The 24183-nt window shown below is 76.3% G+C and carries 2 protein-coding genes; both read left to right on the forward strand.

Annotated elements, in window-relative coordinates; genetic code table 11:
• Positions 1-10107, forward strand: coding sequence for an SDR family NAD(P)-dependent oxidoreductase (locus tag ACFQZ6_RS33185; RefSeq protein ID WP_381616895.1), 10107 nt, complete (start codon positions 1-3; stop codon positions 10105-10107).
• Entirely contained in the window at positions 10104-24179 is a 14076-nt protein-coding gene (locus ACFQZ6_RS33190; protein WP_381616898.1) for an SDR family NAD(P)-dependent oxidoreductase, read from the forward strand. Before ACFQZ6_RS33185 ends, ACFQZ6_RS33190 begins: the two co-directional genes overlap by 4 nt.
• The last annotated feature ends 4 nt before the right edge of the window (positions 24180-24183 follow it).

Raw genomic sequence — 24183 nt, forward strand, 5'->3', positions numbered from 1 at the left:
ATGCCGGAGAACCGATCCGTCCAGCACCCGCAGCATCCGCCGCGCCCCCTCGCGGGCCGTCGCGCCAGGACCGGCGTCAGCGCGGACGACCCGGCCGTACGCGACCACCTGGTCCACCAGGTGCCGGTCCTGCCCGGCGTCTTCCTCCTCGACCTCGTCCTGCGCACCGCCCGGCGCGCCGGGGCCGACCCCGACCACCTCGAACTGCGCCGCATCGTCTTCCACGCCCCCATCGCCGGGACGGCGACGGACGGCCGCCACACCGTCGAGGTCGCCTTCGGCGACGCCGAGCCGGGCGCGCCCGTGCCCGTCACCGTGCGCAGCCGCCCCGACCGCACCCCGGACGCCCCCTGGGAGACCAACTGCACCGCCGAACTCCACCAGACGGCGGGCGACCGGCCGTGGCCGCGCGTCGACCCGGACCGGCTCGACGCCGAGGCGCCCCGCACGGTCGGCGTCGACGAGCTGTACGGCTTCGTCCGCGCCCTCGACATCCACCACACCGGGTTCATGCGGGCCTCCGGCACCGTCCGCGTCGGCCCCGGGCACGCGCTGGCGCGGATGCGGCTCGCGGACGAGGCGACGGACCAGCTCGGGCACTTCCACGCCCACCCGGCCGTCCTGGACTTCGCCACCCTGATCCCGATGCTGCTCTTCCCGGAGCAGGACCTCGGCGCGCCCCGGCACGCCTACATCCCGCTGTTCGTCGAGTCGTTCCGGGCCCGCGGGGGCATCGGCGCCGAGAACCTCGTCCATGTGCCCGGACCGGTCACCGGCGGCTTCGACAGCGAACTCTTCCAGGCCGACATCGCGGTGTGCGCGCCGGACGGCGAGGTGCTCGCGGAGCTGACCGGCTTCCGCGCCAAGCGGGTGCGGTCGGCGGCGCTGATCACGGACCGGGCGCAGCCGCGCCCCGCCGAGCCGCCCCGGCCCACCGAGCCCGCCCGGCCGGTGGTGAGCGGTCCCGCGTCCGGGTCCTCGTCCGGTTCCTTCGAGGACCGCGTCGCCGCCCTGGTCGCCCAGCGGCTCGGTGTCGCCGCCGACGGCGTCGACCGCGACCTCGGGTTCTACGAGTGCGGCCTCAGCTCCGTCGACCTGCTCAGCCTCGCCGGGGACCTGGAGGAGCTGCTGGGCACGGAGCTGTACCCGACCCTGCTCTTCGAACACCCCACCGTACGGCGCCTCGCGGGCCACCTGAGCGCCGAGTACGCGGTGGCGGCGGAACCGGTACGCGAGGCGGTGACCGTCCCCGCGGCCCCGCGCCGCCCCGACCCCGACCCCGCCAACCAGCCCCTCGCCATCGTCGGACTCGCGGGCCGCTACCCGGGCGCCGCCACCCCGCACGAACTGTGGGACGTCCTCAGCGAGGGCAAGGAACGCACCGGCCCCGTCCCCGCCGACCGCTGGGACCACGACCCCTACTTCGACCCCCGGCGCGGCACCCCCGGACGCACCTACTCCCGCTGGGGCGCCTTCTGCGACGGCGTGGCCGAGTTCGACGCGCCCTTCTTCCAACTCAGCGCCCGGCAGGCGGAGTTGATGGACCCGCACGAGCGGCTGCTGCTCCAGGCCGCGTGGGAGGCCCTGGAGGACGCCGGGCACACCCCCGAAGGGCTCGCCGAGCAGACCGGCCGGGGCGTGGGCGTCTTCGCGGGCGCCATGTGGACCGACTACCAACTGCACGGCCTGGACCGGCTGCGCGACGGCACCGGCGACATCGCGGGCTCCTGGGCGTCCGCCCTGTCCAACCGGATCTCCTACTTCTTCGACTTCACCGGCCCCAGCATCACCGTCGACACCGCCTGCTCCGCCAGCCTGGTGGCCCTGCACCTGGCCGCCGACGCGCTCCGCCGCGGCGAGTGCCGCGCCGCCCTCGTCGGCGGGGTGAACCTCTCGCTGCACCCCTACAAGTACCTGCGCCTCGCCGAACTCGGCCTGCTCTCCCCGACCGGGCACTGCCGCCCCTTCGGCCGCGACGCCGACGGCTACGTCCCCGGCGAGGGCGTCGGCGCCCTGCTCCTGCGGCCCCTCGACGACGCCCTCGCCTCCGGCGACCACGTCTACGGCCTGCTGCGCGGCTCCAGCGTCCAGCACAGCGGACGCACCGGCGGCTACTCCGTGCCCAGCCCCGAGGCGCAGACCCGGGTCGTCGCCGCCGCGCTCGACGACGCCGGGGTCTCCCCGCGCACCATCGGCTACGTCGAGGCGCACGCGTCCGGCACGCCGCTGGGCGACCAGATCGAGGCGGAGGCGCTCGCCGCCGTCTACGGGCGGGACGGCGGCGCCCCCGGGCACTGCGTGATCGGCTCGGCCAAGCCCGTCATCGGCCACCTGGAGGCGGCGGCCGGGATGGCCGGACTCACCAAGGTGCTGATGGCCCTGCGACACCGCACCCTGCCCGCCGTGGGCGACATCGGCGCCCCCGCGCCCGGCATCCGCTGGGAGGGCACCCCGTTCCGGCTGCCCACCGCGCCGGAACCCTGGCCCAGCCCCGTCGACCCCGACGACGGAAGCCCGCTGCCGCGCCGGGCCGCCGTGAGCGCCTTCGGCGCCGGGGGCGCCAACGCGCACGTGATCATCGAGGAGTTCACCGGGGCCGTGCACACCGGCGCCGACCGCGGGCCGCTGGCGGTACCGCTGTCCGCGCGGTCCGCCGACCAGCTCCGTGAGCTGGCCCGGCGGCTCGCCGGACACCTGTACGCCGGGCGGGTGGCGAGCCTGGCCGACGTCGCCCACACGCTGCGCACGGGACGCCGCGCCATGCCGCACCGGCTCGCGGTGGTCGCCGCCAGCACCGACGAACTCGCGGCGGCGTTGGACGCCTTGGCCGCGGGGGGCCGGGCGGCGTGCCCGGCCTACCTGGGCGCCGACTCCGTGGGCGCCGAGGGTACGGGCGGGCCGGAGGCCGAGGCGGCACGGGCGTGGGCCGCGGGGGGCGCGCCCGCCTGGACGCCCGTACCCGGCGCCGTCCAGCGCGTCCCCCTGCCGACCTACCCCTTCGAACGGCGGCGGTACTGGCTCGGCGACGCGGCCCCCTCGAAGGCCGAGCGGTCGCCTGTGGAGGCCGCGCCGTCAGCATCGAAGGCCGAGCCGCCGCCAGCGTCGCGGGCCGGGCGGTCAGCGGTGGAAACCGAGCCGTCGCCGTCGCAGGGCGCCCCCTCCCCGCCGCCCGCAGAAGACACCGCGACCCTGCTGTACGTCCCCAGCACCCACCCCCTCCCGCTCCCCTCAACCCCCCTCACCCCCGACAACGGCCCCCTGCTCCTCCTGGACACCGACGACCACCGCCACCGTGACCTGCGCGCCCTGCACCCCGCCGTCGTCCGCGTCCGACCCGGCATGTCCTACCTGCGGACCGCGCCGGACGAGTTCGTCATCGAGCCCGGCGAGGCGGAGCACTACACGAGGCTCGTCGAGACCCTGCGCGCGGAGGGCCGGGCGCCCCGGGCGGTGCTACACCTGTGGGCGCTGTCCGCCGGGGACGTCACCGGGGACACGGGCGGGGGCGGCGTCCTCTCCACGCTGCTGCTCTGCCGCGCCCTGGCCGTCGGCCTCGCCCAACCCCTGCCGGTGGTCTACGCCTACGCCTCCCAGGGCCCCGCCCCGGCACACGCCGCCGTCGGCGGCCTCGCCCGCAGCGTCCGGCTCGAACAGCCGAAACTCCTGCTGAAGACGGTCCGGTACGCGGCCACGGAGCCCACCGCAGCCTCCCTCCTCGCCGAGGCACACGCCGCCCCCGGCGACGCCTTCGGCACCGAGGTCCGACACACCGCCCAGGGCCGCCTGGCGGAGGCGTTCGCCCCGGTCGCCACCCCGACCGACGCCACCGGCGTACGGCTGGCCCGGCCCGGCGGCGTCTACCTGGTCACCGGCGGCGCCGGGGGCCTCGGCCTGCACACCGCCCGCCGTATCGCCGCCGTCGGCCCGGTCTCCGTGGCCCTGCTGGGCCGTTCCCCGGCCGACGAGCGAACCGCCGCCGCCGTCGCGGAACTCGAACGCCTCGGCGCCCGCGCCGCCTACCTCACCGCCGACGTCACCGACCACGCCGCCCTGACGGCGGCCGTGCGCGCGGTGCGCGAGCGGTTCGGCCCGCTCACGGGTGTCGTACACGCGGCGGGCGTCCTCGATGACGCGCTCGTCGTCAACAAGAGCCGGGCCTCCGCCGAACGGGTCCTCGCGCCCAAGCTCCAGGGCACCGCCCACCTCGACGCCGCCACCCGCGACGACCGGCTCGACTACCTGCTGCTGTACTCGTCGCTCGCCGCGGCGGCCGGGAACGCGGGCGGCGCCGACTACAGCGCCGCCAACCGCGCCCTGGACGCCTTCGCGGCCTGGCGGGCGGAGCGGCGGAAGGCGGGGGAGCGGCACGGGGCCACCCTCGCCGTGGACTGGCCGCTGTGGCGCGACGGCGGGATGCGCATCGACCCGGCGCTCCAGGACCGCGTCCTCGCCCGCACCGGCTCGGTCCCCCTGGACACCGACACCGCCTTCGACGCCCTCGACACCGCCCTCGGCCTGGGCGTGGAGCGGGTCGTGGTCCTGCACGGCGACCGGGACCGGCTGACAGCGGCCCTGGACACCACCACCGCACCTCCCGCAGAACCCGCAGCACCCGCCACGGAAACGGGGGACGACGTGCGCGCCCGCCTCACCGACCACATCACCGCGGCCCTGCGCCGCACCGGCCACGCACCGGACGCCGTGACACCGGACCGGGGCTTCATGACCCTCGGCCTCACCTCGGTCGAACTCACCGCCCTCACCACCGACCTGGGCTCCTGGCTCGGCGTCGACCTGCCCGCCACCACGCTCTTCAAGTACCCCGACACCGAACGCCTGGTGAGCCACCTGCTCGACGCGCACCCCGACGCCGTACGGGCCGCGCTCGACGCGGAGGTGACGCGCGCGCCCGCCGCCGAACCCGCCGACCAGCGGGAGCAGCCCGTCGCCATCATCGGCATGGCGGGCCGCCTCCCCGGCTCCGGCGACCTCGCGGGCTTCTGGGCCGACCTCCTCGGCGGACGCGACCTCGTCACCGAGGTGCCCGCCGACCGCTGGGACCACCGCGAGTACCACGACCCGACCGGCCGCACGCCGGACGCCACCGACTGCGGGCACGGCGGCTTCCTCGACGACGTGGACCGCTTCGACGCGGCCTTCTTCGGCCTGGGCCGCGCGGAGGCCGAAGGGCTCGACCCGCAGACCCGGCTGCTGCTCGAAGTGCTCCACGAGACCGCCGAGGACGCGGGCGTCGCGGGCAGGCTGCGCGGCTCGGCCACCGGCACCTACGTGGGCCGCTGCTTCAACGACTACGACCAGTTGATGACGGCGGCCGGACGCGCCCCGGGCGCGCACGACGTGACCGGCACCTCCGTCACCATGGCCGCCAACCGCGCCGCCTACCACTTCGACCTGGCGGGGCCCTCCCTCGTCGTCGACACCGCCTGCTCGTCCTCCCTGTACGCGCTGCACCTCGCCGTGGAGGCGGTGCGCCGGGGCGAGTGCGAGATGGCGTTCGCGGCCGGGACCAACCTCGTCCTCGACCCGCAGCACTACGTGCGCAGTTCGGCGCTCGGCGCGCTGTCGCCGTCCGGGCGCTGCCACACCTTCGACGCCCGCGCCGACGGCTACGTGCCCGCCGAGGCCGTCGTCGCCGTCCTGGTTAAGCCCCTCGACCGGGCCCTGGCCGACGGTGACCCCGTGCACGCCGTCGTCCGCGCGGTCGGCGTCAACCACGGCGGGCGCGCGGGCTCGGTCACCGCGCCCAGCCCCGCCCGGCAGACGGACCTGCTCGACGCCACCTGGACCCGGGCCGGTATCGACCCGGCCCAGCTCGGCTACCTGGAGGCGCACGGCACCGGCACCGCGCTCGGCGACCCGATCGAGGTCGAGGGCGCCGTGTCGGCCCTCCGCCGCCACACCGACCGTACGGCGTTCTGCGCGATCGGCTCCGCCAAGGCCCACCTGGGGCACGCGGAGGGCGCGGCCGGACTGGTCGGCGTCGTCAAGACCGTGCTCCAGATGCGGCACGGGGTGATCCCCGCCATGCCCGACTACCAGTCACCCAACCCCGACTGCCGCTTCGACGGCACCCCGCTGTACGTCAACACCGCGCCCGTCGCCTGGGAGACGGCCCCGGGGCGGCCCCGCCTCGCCGGGGTCAGCTCCTTCGGCTTCGGCGGCTCCTACGCCCACGCCGTCATCGAGGAGGCCCCGGCCGCCGTGCGCACGGCCCCGCCCGTGCCCGACCAGCCCCGGCTGTTCCCGTACTCGGCCCGCGACGACGAGGCGCTACGGCACCTGGTGCGCCGTCACCGCGACGCCCTGGCCGCCGCGCCCGACACCCCGCTGGACCGGATGGCGGCCACGCTGTACCACGGCCGGGAGGCGCTGGCGCACCGGCTCGCGGTGGTCGCGGACTCCGCCGCCGGTCTCCTCGCCGCGCTGGACGCCCACCTCGCCGACCCGCGCGCCACGGACCGCGTACAGGTGACCGCCAACGCGCCCGGCCGCGACCTGCTCGACGCCGCGCGGGCGTGGGCGGCGGGCGTCGACTCGCTGCCCGCCACCGCCGTACCGGACCCGGCGACCCCCCGGATTCCCCTGCCCACGTACCCGTTCGCCGGGGAGCGGTACTGGTTCACCGATCGCACCCCGGTGGCCGAGGTACCGGACACGCCCGTCGAGGTGCGCGAGGCCGAGCGGCACATCTCCGCGAGCGGCTTCGACGGACGCCGGGCCGCCGCGGGCATGGAGCGGCTCAACGAGATGCTCAGGCGCTGGTGCCGCCACCTGCTGGCCGACGCGGGCACGCCCCCCACCGCCGGGCGGCTGCGGGCGCTGCTCGCCGACGAGGAGCAGTACGGGCGGCTCGCGGACGCGCTGGCCGCGATGACGGCCGGGTCCGCCGACGCGTCCAGCAGGGCGGGCGACTTCCTCACCGAGGCGTCCGCGCTGGCCGCCGAGCACCCCGAACTGGCGCCCTGGACGGACCTGGTGAAGGTGTGCCTGCCCCGGCTCCCCGACATGCTCACCGGGCGGGCGGACGCCCTGGAGGTGTTCTTCTCCCCGGACCACCCGGACCTGCTGCTGCGCATCTACGACGGCAACGCGGTCGCGGACCACCACAACGAGATCGTGGCCCGGCTGATCGCCGCCCGGGTGCGGGAACTGCGGCGGGAACGGCCCGGTGAGCCGGTCCGGCTGCTGGAGATCGGCGGCGGCACCGGCGGCACCACCCGTCGGCTCCTCGAAGCGCTCGCCGAGCACGGCGACGCCGTGCGGTACCTGTTCACGGACGTCTCCCCGGCGTTCCTGCCCGCCGCCCGCGCCCGGTTCGCGGACAGCGCCGCGGAGTTCACCACGGCGGTCCTCGACCTCGACCGGGACCCGGCCGAGCAGGGCTTCACCCCCGGCGGCGTGGACATCGTCGTGGCCGCCAACTCGGTGCACGCCACCCGCCACCTGGGCGAGAGCCTCGGCCGCATCCGCTCCCTGCTCGCGCCGTCCGGCGTGCTCGTGCTGGAGGAGCTGGTGCGCAACCACGACTGCATGACCGCGATGATCGGCCCGCTGCCCGGCTACTGGTCGGCGGTCGACGTGCCCGCCCGGCTGCCGCACTCCCCGTTCTTCGACGTGCCGCGCTGGCGTTCGGCGCTGGCCGAGCAGGGCTTCGAGGCCACCTGGGCGCTCGGGGCGCCGGACCTGGCGGAGACGGAGTTCGACAACGCCGTGCTCTACAGCCGCGTACCGGCGACGGCCGCCCCGGCGCCGAGCGTCCCCGCGGCGCCCCCGGTCGCCGTCGAGGCCCCGACGCCGGAGGTCCGGCAGACCACCGAGCGGCCCGCGCAGCCCCTCCCGCCCGAGCCGCCCGCGCCTTCCGCGGCGTCCGAGTCGTCCGCGCCACCGGCCGACGAGGCCGAGGTCCGCGAGCGGCTCCTCCCGGTCTTCGCACGGTTCTTCGGCCGCGCGCCCGAGGACGTGGACACCGCCGTCCCGTTCGACCGGTACGGCATGGACTCGCTCAGCGCGATCCAGCTCGTGCGCAGCCTGGAGCCGGAGTTCGGCAAGCTGCCGAAGGTGCTGCTCTACGAGCACCCGACGATCGACGCCCTCGCCGCCCACCTCACCGAACACGCGCCCACACCGTCCCGCAGGCCCCGCCCGGAGCCGGTGAGCGCCGCAACCCCCGCACCCGCACCCGTGCCCCCGCCCGTCCCGGACGACGACCCGGTGGCGATCGTCGGCATGGCCGGACGGTACGCTCGCTCGTCCGACCTGGCGTCCTGGTGGCGGCACCTGCGCGACGGCACGCACCTGGTCGACGAGATCCCCCGCGACCGCTTCGACTGGCGTGAGGTCTTCGGTGACCCGCACCGCACGCCGGGCACGGTCAACAGCCGCTGGGGCTCCTTCATCGAGGGCGTCGACCGCTTCGACGCGGACTTCTTCGGCATGACGCCGATGGAGGCCGAGCTGATGGACCCCCAGCAGCGACTGCTCCTGGAGACGGCATGGCGGGCCGTGGAGGACGCCGGACACCGGCCCGGTGACCTGCGCGGCACCCGTACCGGCGTCTTCGTCGGCGCCACCTCCCGCGACTACGACTGGCAGTTGCACCGGGCGGGCCGTCACCGCGAGGGGCACGTCGTCAGCGGCAACGGGCACTGCCTCATCGCCAACCGGATCTCCTACCAGCTCGACCTGCGCGGCCCGAGCGAGGCCGTCGACACGGCGTGCTCCAGCTCCCTGACCGCACTGCACCGGGCGGTGCGCTCGGTGCGCTCCGGCGAGTGCGACGCGGCGATCGTCGGCGGGGTGCACCTGTTCCTGACCGCCGACCTGTTCGTGGCCCTCGGCCAGCTCGGCATCATGTCGCCGGACGGCCGCTGCGCCGCCTTCGACCGGCGGGCCAACGGCATGGTCCGCGGCGAGGGCTGCGTCGCGGTGCTGGTGAAGCCGCTGTCCCGGGCGCTCGCGGACGGCGACACCGTCTACGCGCTGGTCCGCGGCAGCGGCGTCTCGCACGGCGGCGGCGGGCACGTCAACTCCCTGATGATGCCCAACCCGACCGCGCAGGCCGACCTGATCGGCTCGGTGTACCGGGAGGCGGGCGTCGACCCGCGCACGGTGACCTACATCGAGGCGCACGGCACCGGCACGGAGGTCGGTGACCCCATCGAGGTCCGTGGGCTGCGCAAGGCGTTCGCCGCGCTCGACGGCAGGCCGGACACCGAACCGGTCGACCCCTGGTGCTGGCTCGGCACCGTCAAGTCCAACGTGGGCCACACGGAGGCCGCCGCCGGGCTGACCGGCGTCGTCAAGACGGTGCTGGCGATGCGGCACGGCGCCCTGCCGCCCACGCTGCACTTCACCGAGCCCAACCCGCTCCTCGACCTGGACGGCAGCCCGTTCCGCGTCGTCGACCGGCTCACCCCCTGGCAGCGCGGGGCGGACGGCACACCGCGCCGGGCCGGGGTCAGCTCCTTCGGCCTCGGCGGCACCAACGCCCACGTCCTCCTGGAGGACTACGTCGACCAGCGCGCCGAGGCCCGCGACACCGGCCGGGGCCCGCTGGTCGTGCCGGTGTCCGCCCGGACGCCGGAGCGACTGCGGGCCCGGCTCGCGGACCTGCACGCCGCCCTCACCGCGGACCCCGCCGAGCGGACCGGCCCGTTCGCCCTCGCGGACATCGCGCACACGCTGACCGTGGGACGCGACCCGATGGCCCACCGCGCCGCGTTCGTCGTCGACACGACGGACCAACTGACGGCGGAGATACGGCGGTCGCTGGACGGCGACCCCGGTCCACGGACCGTCACCGGCACCGCCGCGGCCTCCTCGGCGGAGCAGCCGACCAGGGGCGACGCGGACCCGTACGACACGGCCCGCGCGTGGGTGACGGGCGCGGGCGGCCTGCCGGTACGGCCGGGGCGGCGCGTCCCGCTGCCCGGCTACCCCTTCGAAGCGCAGCGCCACTGGGCGGAGCCCTTCGACGAGCCCCCGGCGGACAGCCCGGGGACCAGCCTGCCCGACCTGCTCCAGGCCCTCAACGACGGCCGACTGTCGGTGGACGAAGCGGAACGCCTCATGGAAGGTGCGCGGTGAACTCCAGGAAGAACCGGCGGGACATACTCGAACGCGTGCGGTCCGGGCAGTTGTCCGTGGCCGACGCGGTCGCCGCGATGACCGAGGCGCGGGAGGCGCACGAGGTCGTCGCCTACACCTCCGGCTGGCGGCACGCCGAGCCCCCCGCGGCCAGTCCCGCCGCCGCGGACCGCCCCCTCGTCGTGCTCGACGCGTCCGCCGCGCGCCGCCCCGGCCTCGCCGTACCGCAGGACGCGACGGTCGTCCGGGCCGACGAGACCGCCCTCGCCGACGACGCCTCCTGGGAGCGGCTGTGGGCCGGGCTCGCGGACCGGGACGCCACCCCACGGCGCGTCCTCCTCGTCACCGCCGAAGGCCCCGAGCACTGCCTCGACCTGGCCTATCCCGCCCTGCGCACCCTGATCCGCGGCCGGGTGGGTGACCGGCTCGCCCTCGCCTGCGTCGCGGTCGGGGAGGACAGCGCGCCGTCGGCGGACGCGCTCGGCGGCTTCTGCTCGATCGCGGCCCGCGAGGACAGCAGGCTGCGGCTGGTCGCCGTGGCGGCCGGTGACCGCGCCGACGCGCTCGCCCTCGCCCTGCGCGAACTCGCCGCGAACGACGCGCCGTTGCACGAGGTCCGGTACGACGCCCAGGGCCGCTGGCTGCGCACCATGACGCCCGCCGTCCTCCCCGACGCCGACGGCGCCACCGTGACCGGCGGGGTGCACCTGCTGTCCGGCGGCGGCGGGGGCCTCGCCGTGAGCCTCGCGCGCCACCTGGCGCCGACCTCCCGCGTGGTGCTCCTCGGCCGGTCCGCGCCTGGCGCCCGCGTGGCCGACCTGCTGCGCGACTTCGGCGACCGCGTCCGCTATGTGCGCGGCGACGTCACCCGGCCCGAGGACGTCCGACGCGCCGTCGACGAGGCCCGCGCGGCGTACGGCCCCGTCACCGGCGTACTGCACCTGGCCGGGGTCAACGAGGACGCGTACATCGTCAACAAGGCGCCCGGCAGCCACGCGCGCGTGCTCGCCCCCAAACTCCTCGGCGCCCGCGCCCTCGACGAGGCCACCCGCGACGAACCCCTCGACCACTTCGTGCTGTTCTCCTCCCTCGCCGGGTACGCCGGACACCCCGGGCAGTCCGACTACGCCGCCGCCAGCCGCGCCCTGGGCGGCCTCGCCACCGCCCGCGCCGCCCTGGTCGAGCGCGGGCTGCGGCGCGGCACCACCGTCTCCATCGCCTGGCCGCTGTGGGCGGACGGCGGCATGACCCTCAGCGACACCGACCGCGAGGCGGTCGAACAGCTCCAGGGCATGGTCGAGATGGAGCCGGAGACCGGCCTGCGGGTGCTGCGGGCCGCGCTGCGGTCGCGGGCACCGGAGGTCGTCGTCGTCCACGGCCACCGCGAGCGCATCGAACGGTTCGTCCAGTCCCGGCTCAGCACGCCGGACACGGACTCAGACACGGACACGAACGCCGAGGGGGACGACGGCACCCCCGAGGCCGCCGACACCGCGCGGGACTTCCTGCTCGACGTCTTCGGCAGACTCACCCGGCTGCGGCCCGAACGCATCCGCCCCGACCTGGAGTTCTCCGCCCTCGGCATCGACTCCGTGATGGTCAAGCGGGTCACCGTCGCCCTGGAGGACAAGCTGGGCCCGATGCCCGCGACCCTGCTCTTCGAGCACCGCACCATCGACGACCTCACCGGCTATCTGACGGCCCACCACGGGCCCGCGCTCGGCGCCCTCTCCGGGGACGGCGCCCGCCGCAATGGCACGGTCACCGACGCCCCGGCGAAGGCGCGGGCCGCGGTGCCCGTCGAGGTGGCGCCCAGGGAGCCCGTCCCGGACGACGCCGTCGCGGTCGTCGGCCTCGCGGGCCGCTACCCCGGCGCCCGCGACGTGGGCGAGCTGTGGCGGATGCTGGTGCGCGGCGAGGACGCCATCGGTGAGATACCGGCGTCCCGTTGGGACAAGGAGCGCTGGTTCGACCGGGACGGGGCACGCGCGCGCGGCACCAGCTACGGGCGCTGGGGCGGCTTCCTCGACGACGTGGCCCGCTTCGACTCGCTGTTCTTCTCCGTCGCCCCCCGCGAGGCCCGCCGCATGGACCCGGCGGAACGGCTCTTCCTGGAGGTCGCCTGGTCGGCGCTGGAGGACGCCGGGTACACCCGCGACCGGCTGCACCGCGCCACCCGCACCGACGGCGACGGCCACGCGGTGGGCGTCTTCGTCGGCGCCACCGGCCTCGCCTACGGCCTGGTCGGCGCGGAGGAGTGGGGCAAGGGCAACCCGGTCTCCGCGTACTCGATGGAGTTCTCCCTCGCCAACCGCCTCTCCTACCACCTCGACGTGCACGGCCCGAGCCTCACCGTCGACACCGCCTGCTCCGCCTCCCTCACCGCGCTCCACCTGGCCTGCGAGAGCCTGCGGCGCGGTGAGTGCCGGATGGCCGTGGCGGGCGGCGCCTACCTCAACCTGCACCCGTCGAAGTTCGCCATGCTCGCGGAGCAGCGGATGCTCTCCCCGGACGGCGTGTGCCGCGCCTTCGGTGAGGGCGGCAACGGCTTCGTGCCCGGCGAGGGCGTCGGCGCCGTCATCCTCAAGCCGCTGGCCGCCGCGCTCGCCGACGGCGACCGGATCGACGCCGTCATCCGCGCCACCGCCGTCAGCCACGGCGGCCGGACCAACGGCTACACCGTGCCCTCACCGCGCGCCCACGCCTCCGTGATCGGCGCGGCGCTCGACCGGTGCGGGATCGACCCGGCGACCATCGGCTACGTCGAGGCGCACGGCACCGGCACGGAACTCGGTGACCCCATCGAGATCGAGGGCCTCACCCGGGTGTTCCGCCGGTCCACCGACGAGCGCCAGTTCTGCGCCCTCGGCTCGGTGAAGCCCAACATCGGGCACGCCGAGGCCGCGGCCGGGATCGCGGGCCTCACCAAGATCGTGCTCCAGCTCCGGCACCGCACCCTCGCCCCGACCCTGAACAGCGACCCGCCGAACCCGAAGATCGACTTCGCGGGCAGCCCGTTCCGGCTCCAGCGCGCCGCCGAACCCTGGCAGCCACGCCGCCCCGGACTGCCCCGGCGCGCCGCGCTCAGCTCCTTCGGCGCGGGCGGCGCCAACGCGCACGCGGTCATCGAGGAGTACCCGGCCCCCGACCGCCCGCGCCCCGCCGACGACGGCACGGACCACCACCTGGTCCTGCTCTCCGCCCGCACCCCCGACCGCCTCACCGCCGCCGCCGACCGGCTGGCCCGCTTCCTCGACGCCCCGGGGGAGTCCCTGCCGCCGCTCGCGGACATCGCCCACACCCTGCGCACCGGGCGGGAGGGCTTCGAGCACCGCGCCGCGTTCGTCGTCGCGGACCACCGGAGCCTGCGTGAGGCGCTCACGGAGTACGTCCGCACGGGCACGGCGCACGCCTCCGGCACCCTGGCACCCGAGGCCCCCCGCCAGCGGGCGACCGACGCCACCGCCCTGCTCGCCGGGGGCCGCCTGCACGACCTCGCCGCCCGCTGGGCCGGGGGCGAGGACTTCGACTGGCCCCGGCCCAACCCACGCTCCGGCTCCGCGCCCCGCGTCGTGCCGCTGCCGACGTACCCGTTCGCCGGGCCGGTCCACTGGCCCGACACGGTGGACGCGGCACCGGTCCCGGCGGCACGGCCGGAGGCGGGGTCCCCGGCACCGTCAGCCGAAGGGCTCCCGGCACGGTCCGACGAGACGTCCCCGGCACGGCTGGACCAGGCGTCGTCCCCCGTCGGCCTCGGCCCCGACCACCCCTGGGTCGCCGACCACCTCGTGGACGGCCGACCCGTGCTCGCCGGAGTGGCCCTCCTCGAACTGGCCCGTACGGCGGCCGAGCGCACGGCGGCCCGACCGGTCACCGAACTGACCGACGTACGCTGGCGCACCCCCGTCCTCATGGACACCGGCGAACGCCCCACCGTACGCACCCTGACGGAGGACCAGCGGCTGCGCGTCGAGATCACCACCGGCCCCGCCGACCACCCCGTCGTGCACGCCACGGTCACCGCCGACCCCGACGCCCGGTTCACCGCACCGCGCGCCGTCGACCTCGACGCCGTACGCCGCGACTGCGCCCGCGAGATCGGCCACGAGGACTTCTACGCGCGGGCACGGGCCGCGGGCCTCGACTACGGCCCCTCCTACCGCCGCGTCACACGCCTCTGGTGCGGCGAAGGACAGGCCCTGGCGGAACTCGCCGCCCCCGGCGCCGGACAGCCGCACGGCGGCACCGCCGACCCCGGCACCACCGACGCCGCGCTGCACGCCGTCCACGGCGCGCTCCCCGCCTGGGACGAACCGGCCACCCGGCCCGCCGCCGTGGACCGCGTCCGCGTCCACGACCCGGCCACCGCCCCCCGCTACGCCCACGCCCGCCTGGTCTCCGCCGACGAGACGCGCGGCACGGCCCGGTGCGACGTGCTGATGACGGACGCCACCGGACGCGTCCTGGTCGAGTTCACGGGACTGACCGTCGTACGGCCCCCGCGCGCCGAACCCGACGTCCCCTACCTCGTGCCCGCCTGGCACCTGGAACCCCTGCCGCGGGACGCCGCCACCGCCAGCGGACCGGCGCTGATCCTCACCGCCGGACACGACCACGGCCTCGCCGACGCCCTGGCCCGCGCGCACGGCGGCGACGCCACCCGGGCCGACCTCGGCGCCCTGCGCGACCGCGCCGACCACCGCGCCCTGCTCGCCGCCCACCCCGACACCACGACGATCTACTTCACGGGCGGCGTCGACACCCGCCGCCACTCCACCACCGACCTCACGCACCTCGCCGAGAGCAGCCGCCTCGGCTGCCGTGCCCTGTTCCACCTCGCGCAGGCCCTGTCCGACCTGCGCCCGCAGGGCGTCCGGCTCGTCGTCCTCACCAGCGACAGCCAGCAGCCGCTGCCCGACAGCCCCGTGGACAACCCGTACGCCGGTGCCCTGCACGGCATGGCCCGCACGCTCTCCCGCGAGCTGACCTTCCTCGACGTCGTCTGCGTGGACCTGAGCCGCGCCGACCTCGCGGCGTGCGCGGCGCGCGCCACCTGGACGCCCCTCGTCTCCGCCCTCGCCGCCGAGCCCGCGGGACAGCCGTTCCAGGAGACCGCCCTCCGCGCGGGAACCCGCCTGGTCAAGCACCTCGTCCCCGCCCGGCTGCCCGCCCCGGCCGACGACCGGCTGCCGCTGCGCCGCGGCGGCCGGTACCTCGTCGTCGGGGGCCTCGGCGGCCTCGGCCGGGTCATCAGCGCCCACCTGCTGCGCGCGTACGACGCCCGGCTGGTCGTCATGGGCCGCAGGACCGAGGCCGAACTCCCGGACGGTGAACTCGCCCGGCTCCGCGCGCACGGCGGACAGGTCGCCTACCACTGCGGCGACCTCACCGACCCGGCCGCCAGCCGGGCCGCCGTCCGGCTGATGCACGAGCGGTACGGCGGCGTCGACGGGGCGGTGCACACCGCGTTCGTCCTCGCGGACCGCACCATCGGGCACCTGGACGACGACGTCTTCGACGCCGCGTTCGCCCCGCGCACCCGGGGCACCGTCGCGCTCGCCGACGCCCTCGCCGCCGAACCGCTCGACTTCTTCGCCCTCTTCTCCTCCGCCATCGCCCACACCGGCAACCCAGGGCAGTCCAACTACGCGGCCGGATCGACGTTCCTCAGCGCGTACGGCGCCCACCTCGCCACCCGGCTGCGGTGGCCGGTCACCGTGTTCGACTGGGGGTTCTGGGGCGACGAGGGCGCCGTCGCCACCCCCGAGCACCGCGAACGCCTCGCCCGCTGGGGCGTCCAGCCGCTGACCGCCGACGAGGGCCTGCGCGCCTTCCGGCAGGTGCTCGCCGCCGGACTCACCCAGGTCGCGCCGCTGCGCGCCGACCCGGACGAACTGGGCCGGGTGACCCGGCTGCACCCCGTGACTCGGGACCTGGGCGGTCGCCCGGCCGGTGACGCCCTGGCCGCGCCCACGTCGGCCGTCGCCGCCGCGCAGCTCGCCTCCGGTGAGCCGTACGCGCCGGACTACCTGGACGCCGTGGACGCCTACGCGCGCCTCGCGGTCCGGGACGCCCTGCGGGGCGCCGACGCGGGCGAGCGGCTTGAGGTGCACGAGGAACGGAGGCGGCTGCACGACGCGTTGGCGTCCATGCTGGAGGAGAGCGACGACGGTGAGGGCGGCCGGGCCGCGCTGCGGGACCGGCTCGTGGAGCGCTTCCCCCACCTCACCCCCACCCTCGACCTCCTCGACGACTGCACGGCGGCCCTCCCCGACGTCCTCGCCCGCCGCCGCAGCGGACTCGACGTCCTCTTCCCCGGCGGCTCCGACCGGCGCATGGCGGCGCTGTACGCCGACGACCCGCGCACCCGCTACTTCAACCACCTCACGGCCACGGCGATCCGCGCGGCGGTCACCGACGCCCTGGACGCCGACCCCGAACGGCGGCTGAGCGTCCTGGAGATCGGCGCGGGCACCGGCGCGACGACGCGCGCGGTGCTGGACGTCCTCGCGGCGCACGGTACGGCCGTCTCGTACGACGTCACCGACCTCTCGCCGTCGCTGGTCGCCGCCGCCCGGCAGCGGCTGTCCGACGGGCGCGTCCGCACCGACTTCCGGGTGCTGGACATCGCCGGGGACCTGGCCGCGCAGGGCTTCGACGGCCACCGCTACGACATCGTCGTGGCCACCAACGTCCTGCACGCCACCGGGGACATCCGGCGGACGCTGCGCAACGTGGCAGAGCTGACCGCCCCCGGTGGGCTGCTCGCCGTCAACGAGGCCACGCGCGTCCTCGACGCCGTGACGCCCATCTTCGGCCTCACGGACGGCTGGTGGCTCGCCCGGGACGCCGACCTGCGGCTCCCGCACGCGCCGCTGCTCGCCCCGGCCGCCTGGGAGGCGCTCCTCGCCGAGTCGGGGTACGACAGGGTCCGGCGCGTCGGCGTCCGGGACTGGACCGACCACCAGGCCGGACAGCACCTGTTCCTCGCGGAGCGGGGGGCGTGGAGCGTACCGGCGGAGGTCCCGGACCCCGTTCCGGGGACCGTGGAAGCGGTGGCCGCCGCGCCCGCCGCGCCCGCCGCCCCCGCGGCCGACGACGGGCTCCTCGCGGGCACGGAGCAACACCTGCGGAACCTCTTCGCGGAACTCCTGCGGATGCCCGTCGACGAGTTGGACCCCGCCGTCCCCCTGGCGTCCTTCGGCACCGACTCGCTGACGGTGCTGGAAGCGGTGGAGCGGCTGGAGCGGGAGATCGGGCGGGTGCCGCACGAGGTCGTGGTCTCCGGGGAGTCGGTACGGGCCATCGCCCAGTCGCTGGTCACGGCCAAGACCGCGGAACTGTCGGGACTGACGGGCGGGGCCGAGCACCCGGAGCGGGTGACGGAACGGCCCGCCGCGACGGGGCCTGTCCTGACGGGGCCTGTTCTGACGGAGCCCGCCCGCGTGGAGCCCGCCCGCGTGGAGCCCGCCCGCGTGGAGCCCGCCCGTGCGGAGCCCGGCTTCGCGGAACCTGCCCCGGTGGGAGCCCTTTCGGCGGAAGCGGCTTCGGTGTGGCCTGCTCCGGCGGAAGCGGCTTCGGTGGGGCCTGCTCCGGCGGAAGCGGCTTTGGTGGGACCTGCCCCGGCGGCAGCCCCTCCGGCGGGAGCCGCCTCGGCGGAAGCCGCCCTCGTCGAACCCCAGCCCTCGCACGCGGCGACCGCGCCCTCGCACGCGGCGACCCTGCCGCCCCCGCCCGACGCCGACGAGCCGATCGCGATCGTCGGGGTGGCGGGCCGCTACCCGGGCGCGCCGGACGTCGACACGCTCTGGGCCCACCTGCTCGCCGCCCGCAGCCTCATCACGCCCGTACCGCCCGACCGTTGGGACGGCGGCGGCGACCCCGGCGACGGCTCCGCCTGGGGCGGCTTCCTCGCCGACGTCGACCGCTTCGACCCCCTGCTCTTCCGCGTCTCCCCGCGCGAGGCCGAACGCATGGACCCCGCCGAACGGCTCTTCCTGGAGACGGTCTGGGAGGCGCTGGAGGACGCGGCGCTGCCCCCGGCCCGGCTGCGCGCACAGGCCACCGGCCAGGGACGGCGCACCGGCGTCTTCGTCGGTGTCATGCACCACCAGTACGCGCTGCTCGCCGCCGAGGAGCGCGGCCGGGGCAACGCCGTACAGGCGCTGTCCTCGGGCTGGTCCATCGCCAACCGGGTCTCCCACACCTTCGGCCTGACCGGGCCGAGCCTCGCCGTCGACACCGCCTGCTCGTCCGCGCTCACCGCCGTCCACCTCGCCGTACGCAGCCTGCGCGCGGGGGAGTGCGGCACCGCGGTCGCCGGGGGCGTGAACGTCATCCTGCACCCCAGCCACCACACCGACCTGGCCGCCGCGAAGATGCTGTCGCCGGGCGGCCGACCCCGGGTCTTCGACACGGCGGCCGACGGCATCGTCACCGGGGAGGGGGTCGGCGCCCTCGTCCTCAAGCGGCTCTCGGACGCGCTGCGCGACGGCGACCGGGTGCACGCCTGCATCCGCGGCTCCGCCGTCAACTCCGACGGCCCCACCGAGGCGTACGCCGTGCCCAGCGCGGCGGCGCAGACCGAGCTGATCGCCGAGGCCCTCGCCGCGTCCGGCGTCGCCGCCCACACCGTGCAGTACGTGGAGGCGCAGGCGACCGGCTCCCCGGTGGGCGACCCGCTCGAACTCGCCGCCCTGCGCCGGGCCTACGGCGTCGGCGAACGCGGGCACCGGCTGCGCGTCGGCTCCGTGAAGCCCAACACCGGGCACCTCGAAGCCGCCTCGGGCATGGCCCAGTTGACCAAGGTCATCCTGCAACTGCGGCACCGCACCCTCGCCCCGACCCTCGGCACCGACGGCCCCCTGACCGCCGACGGCTTCCTCGTCCCGCGGGAGCCCGTGCCCTGGCCCGAGCAGCCGGACGGTTCCGCGCGCCGGGCCGCCGTCAGCTCCTTCGGCGCGGGCGGCGCCAACGCCCACGTGATCGTCGAGGAGGCCCCGCGGGAACCGGAGGCCGTCGCCCCCGCGCCGGGCCCGTACCTGCTGACCCTGTCGGCCCGCCGCCCGGACGCCCTCGCCACCCACGCCCGCCGCCTCGCCGACTTCCTGCGCGGCCCGGGGGCCGGTCTCAGCGTGCGGGACGTGACCCACACCCTGCGCGTCGGCCGCGAGCCGCTGCCCGCGCGCCTCGGCGCGGTCGTCCACACCCTGACCGACGCCGTCGAGGTCCTCGACGCGTACGCCGAACAGCGGGCCGACGAGCGGCTCGTGCGGAGCCATCAGCAGTCGGCCGGATCGGCGCCGCCCGCCGCCGCGTCCGCCGAGGAGGCCGCCGTACTCGACGCCGCCCGCGCCTGGGTCGACGGGGGCACGGACGTGGCCGACCCGGGCCCGGCCGGTGCCCGGATCGTCTCCCTGCCGCACTACCCCTTCGCCTCCGGCCGCTACTGGATCCGCACGTCACCCGCCGCGGCGGCCACCCCCAGTGGCAGCCGTTCCGTCGCAGCCGCCCCTCCCGGTACCAGCCCTTCCGCCGCAGCCGCCACCTCCGGCACCAGCCCTTCCGAGGAGCCCTCCGTGACCCGCCCTGACCCGAACGTCGACACCGCGGGCGGCACCACACCGTCCGCCTTCACCGCGATGCTGGCGACCGTCACCGACGCCATCTGCTCGCTGCTGGGCGTGGCACCCTCCGACATCGACCCGGCCGACCACCTCAGCGACTTCGGCTTCGACTCGGTGACGATGGTGCAGCTCGCCGACCGCCTCTCCACCGACACCGGCGTCGAGGTGCCAGCGCCCGTGCTGTACGGGTGCCGGGACACGGCCGCGCTCGTCGAGTACCTCGTCAAGGCGACGAACGGCGCGACGGCCCCGCCCGCGGAGGAGCGACCGGAGCCCCCGGCCGAACGCCACGACCCCCCTGCCCCTGCCGCCGCCCCCGTATCCGTATCCGTGCAAGCGCCCGCTCCCGCCCCTGCCCCCACCCCCGGCGCCATCGCCGTCGTCGGCATGGCCGGGGCGTTCCCCGGCTCGCCCGACCCGGACGCGTTCTGGGCCAACCTGCTCCAGGGCCGCGACCTGATCTCCGAGGCGCCCGCGGACCGGTTCGGCACCGCACCGGCCGGGCGTCCGCCGATGCACGGCGGGTTCCTGGACGGCGTGGACCGGTTCGACGCCGGTTTCTTCCAGATCACGCCGCGTGAGGCGCGCGTGATGGACCCGCAGCACCGGCTGTTCCTCCAGACCGTGTGGTCGGCCATCGAGGAGGCGGGCTACGACCCCGCCACCCTCGCCGGTACCGCCTGCGGCGTCTACGTGGGCGTGGCCTCCTCCGAGTACGGGGAGCTGGCCCGCGAACGCGGGGTGGACGTGGACGGCCAGCTCATGACCGGCAACGACCACAGCGTGCTGGCCAACCGGGTCTCCTTCCTGCTCGACCTGCGCGGCCCCAGCGAACCGGTCGACACCGCCTGCTCCAGCTCCCTGGTCGCCGTGCACCGCGCCGTGCGCGCCATCCAGACCGGTGACTGCGAACTCGCGATCGCCGGGGGCGTCAACGTCATCGTCGCGCCGACGGCGTTCGAGGCGTTCGGCCGCTCCGGGATGCTCGCGCCGGACGGCCGCTGCAAGTCCTTCGACCACCGCGCCGACGGCTATGTGCGCGGTGAGGGCGTGGGCGCCGTGCTGCTCAAGCCGCTGGACCGGGCGCTCGCCGACGGCGACCACGTCCACGGCGTCATCGCGGGCTCCGCGACCAACCACGGCGGCCGGGCCGCCTCGCTCACCGCGCCCAACCCCGCCGCGCAGGCCGAGGTGATCGCGCTGGCGCAGAAGCGCGCGGGCGTCGGCCCCGAGACGATCGGCTACGTGGAGGCGCACGGCACGGGCACCGCGCTGGGCGACCCCATCGAGATCACCGGACTGCGGACCGCGTTCGACCCGCCCACGGAGCCGGACCGCGCCGCCGTCCCCCGCCAGTACTGCGGTCTCGGCAGCGTGAAGACCAACGTCGGGCACCTGGAGACCGCGGCCGGGATGGCGGGCCTGTTCAAGGTGCTGCTCTCCCTGCGCCACGGGATGCTGCCGCCCACCCTGCACGTCGAGCGCGTCAACCCGCTGATCAAGCTCGCGGACTCGCCCTTCCACCTCGTCACCTCCGCCCGCCCCTGGACCCCGTTCACGGACGGCGCGACCGGTGCCCCGCTGCCCCGCCGCGCGGGCGTCAGCTCCTTCGGCTTCGGCGGCATGAACGCCCACCTGGTCGTCGAGGAGGCCCCGCCGTCCCGCCCCACGGCGCCCGGCGCCCCGGACGGCACCGACCAGCTCTACGTCCTCAGCGCCCGCGACGACGAACGGCTGCGCGCCGCCGCGCGTCGGCTCCTCGACCGGCTGGAGGCGTGGGAACGCGACGGCCGGTTGCGGACGGTGTCCCCGGCGGACGTCGCCTACACCCTCCAGGTCGGCCGCACCCACCTGGAGGCGCGCCTCGCCATCGCCGCCGCCACCCTCACCGACCTCGCGGACGTCCTGCGCACCCACCTCGACGGCGGTCAGACGGCACGGCTGGTACGGGGCACCCCGACCACCGACGGCGCGGAACCGGCCGCCGACGCCGACGACCTGGCGGACGCCCTGCGCCGGGCGGCCAACGGCGACGTCGGCAGGCTCGCCACGCTGTGGGTGCGCGGCGCCGAGGTTCCCTGGCGGTCCCTGCACACCGCCGCCCCCCGCACCCGGGTCTCCCTCCCGACGTACCCGTTCGCCCCGGAACGGCACTGGCTCCCGGCCGCCACACCCGCGCCCGTCCCGCCCGCGCCCGCCCCGCTCACGGCAACCCCCAAGCAGACGCCCCCACAACGCCGTACCCCCCAGCCCGCATCCGTGCCAGCTCCCGCACCCGCGCCAGCGCCCACCCCCGCGCCAGCTCCCGCAGCCGCCCCCGCCCCCGCCCCTGTATCCCCTCCCCCCGCCGACCCCGACCGCCTCGCCACCCTCCGCCACCACGTCCGCGAGGCCGTCGCCGACGGCATCGGCATCCGTACCGAGGACGTCGACCCCAACCGGGACTTCGCGAGCTACGGCGTCGACTCCATCGGCGCGATGCGGATCATGCAGACGATCCAGGCGCGCTACGGCGACCACATCCCCATGGCGGCGATCCTCGAACACCCCAGCGTCGACCGCCTCGTCACGCACCTCGACAAGAGCTACGTCCTGCCCGACGAGGTCCCCGACACCCTCGGCCCGGAACCGGTCCCGCCCGCCCCGCGCCCCCGCCCGGCGGCGCCCGCCCCCGCGAGGCTGGTGCCGTTCACCGCGGCCGGGGAGGGCGACCCCGCCTACTGCCTCTTCGGGGACACGGGCGAGCTGACCTGGGCCATGCACCTGGTCGGCGCGCTCGCCCAGGACGGCCCGGTGACGGGCGTCGAGGCGCCCGGCTTCCGTTCCGGTGACGCCCCGTCCGCCGACGTCGCGCTGCTCGCCCGGGCCTGCGCCGACGCGATCGTGGGGGAGCGGCCGGAGGGGAGCTGCCGGATCGCCGGGTACGGGCTCGCCGGTCTGGTCGCCGTGGAGACGGCCCGGCTGGTGCAGGACCGCGGCCTTGAGGTGACCGAGCTGCTGCTGGTGCAGACCCCGGCGCCCGGCGAGGCGCCCACCGGCGAGAGCGAGGCCCGGTCGCTGGCCGAGACGGCGGCGCACCTGGCCGGGGTCTGGGGCGCGACCCGGCTGCCCGCGCGGACGGACGACCTCGCCGGACGGGGGCGCGACGAGGCCCTCGACCAGGTGACCGCGGCGCTCGCCCCGGTCGCGCCGATGGACCGCGAGGCGCTGCGCGGCAGGCTGGAGCGGGCCACCGAGTGGCGTACCGCCCTCGCGGTCGCCGCCGCCGGATACGTGCCGCGCCCCCTGGGCCGCGCCGGACGGACCGTCGTCGTACGGGCGTCCGGGGCCGGGGCCCCGGTGGGGGAGTACCACCGCTGGATCGCCCCGCCGCCCGAGGTGGTCGAGATCGACGCCGAGCCGTGGCTGCTGCTCTCGCGGGCCAACGCGGGCCGCGTGTACGGCACCCAGCCCGCCGTCGCGCCGCGCGCGGAGGCCGCCCCGGAGGGGGCGTCGCCCGTCGTCGCCATCAACCGGCACGGTGACAGCCGCCGCTCCATCTGGGCGCACAACCTGTACGGCGAGGTGAGTTACGCGATCTACCTCTCCCGCCACCTCGGGCTGCACAAGCCCGTCATCGGCCTGGAGCAGATCGGCGCGGCCACCCCGGACCGCGCGCCCCGCCGGTACGACTCGGTGGAGGAGATGGCCGCGCACTACACCGACGAACTGCGCGCCCGCTTCCCCGGCGAGCCCTACCTGCTGGGCGGCTGCTCCTTCGGCGGGGTGCTCGCCTACGAGATGGCGCGGCAGCTCCAGCAGGCGGGCGAGGAGGTGAGCCACCTGATCGCCATCGACCCGATCATGCCGGGCACGGAAGCCTGGGACAGCGTCGACTGGGGCACCGTCACCGAGGTGGAGGCGGAGGCGTTCTCGCTGGTGATGCTGGGCAACGCCATGTGCCAGCGGTGGGGCGTCGGCGAGCAGATCAGCCTCGCCGCGCTGGCCGACCTGGACCTGGACGCCCAGCTCGACCTGGTCGCCCGCCACATCCACGACCGCTCCGCCGCCCGGCCCGACCCGGACATGATCAAGCACCAGATCCTGGTCCGGCACGAGCTGATGCTGCACAACGGCGACCTGCTCCAGGCGTACCGGCCGCAGCCGCTGCGCAGCGCGGTCCCCACCACCCTGTTCCACGCCACCCAGGGCTTCCTGGCCCCGGGCAACAGCAACGACCTGCCGCCCGTGCCCAGGACCAGCGCGGACAAGTCGAACGGGCTCGCCCAGTTCGTCGGCCCGCGGATCACCATCCACGAGATGCACGCCGACCACCACACCATCGCGCACGACGAGAACCTGGCCCGCATCGCGGGGATGCTGGCCCCCGTGCTCGATCCACGCACCTTCCCGGCCAGCCTGTTCCCCGCCTCGCTCAACCCGGCGGGCCCCGACGGCGACAGGTGAGGAA

Origin of the sequence: Streptomyces flavalbus (assembly GCF_042674625.1) — a bacterium.
GTDB lineage: Bacteria > Actinomycetota > Actinomycetes > Streptomycetales > Streptomycetaceae > Streptomyces > Streptomyces flavalbus.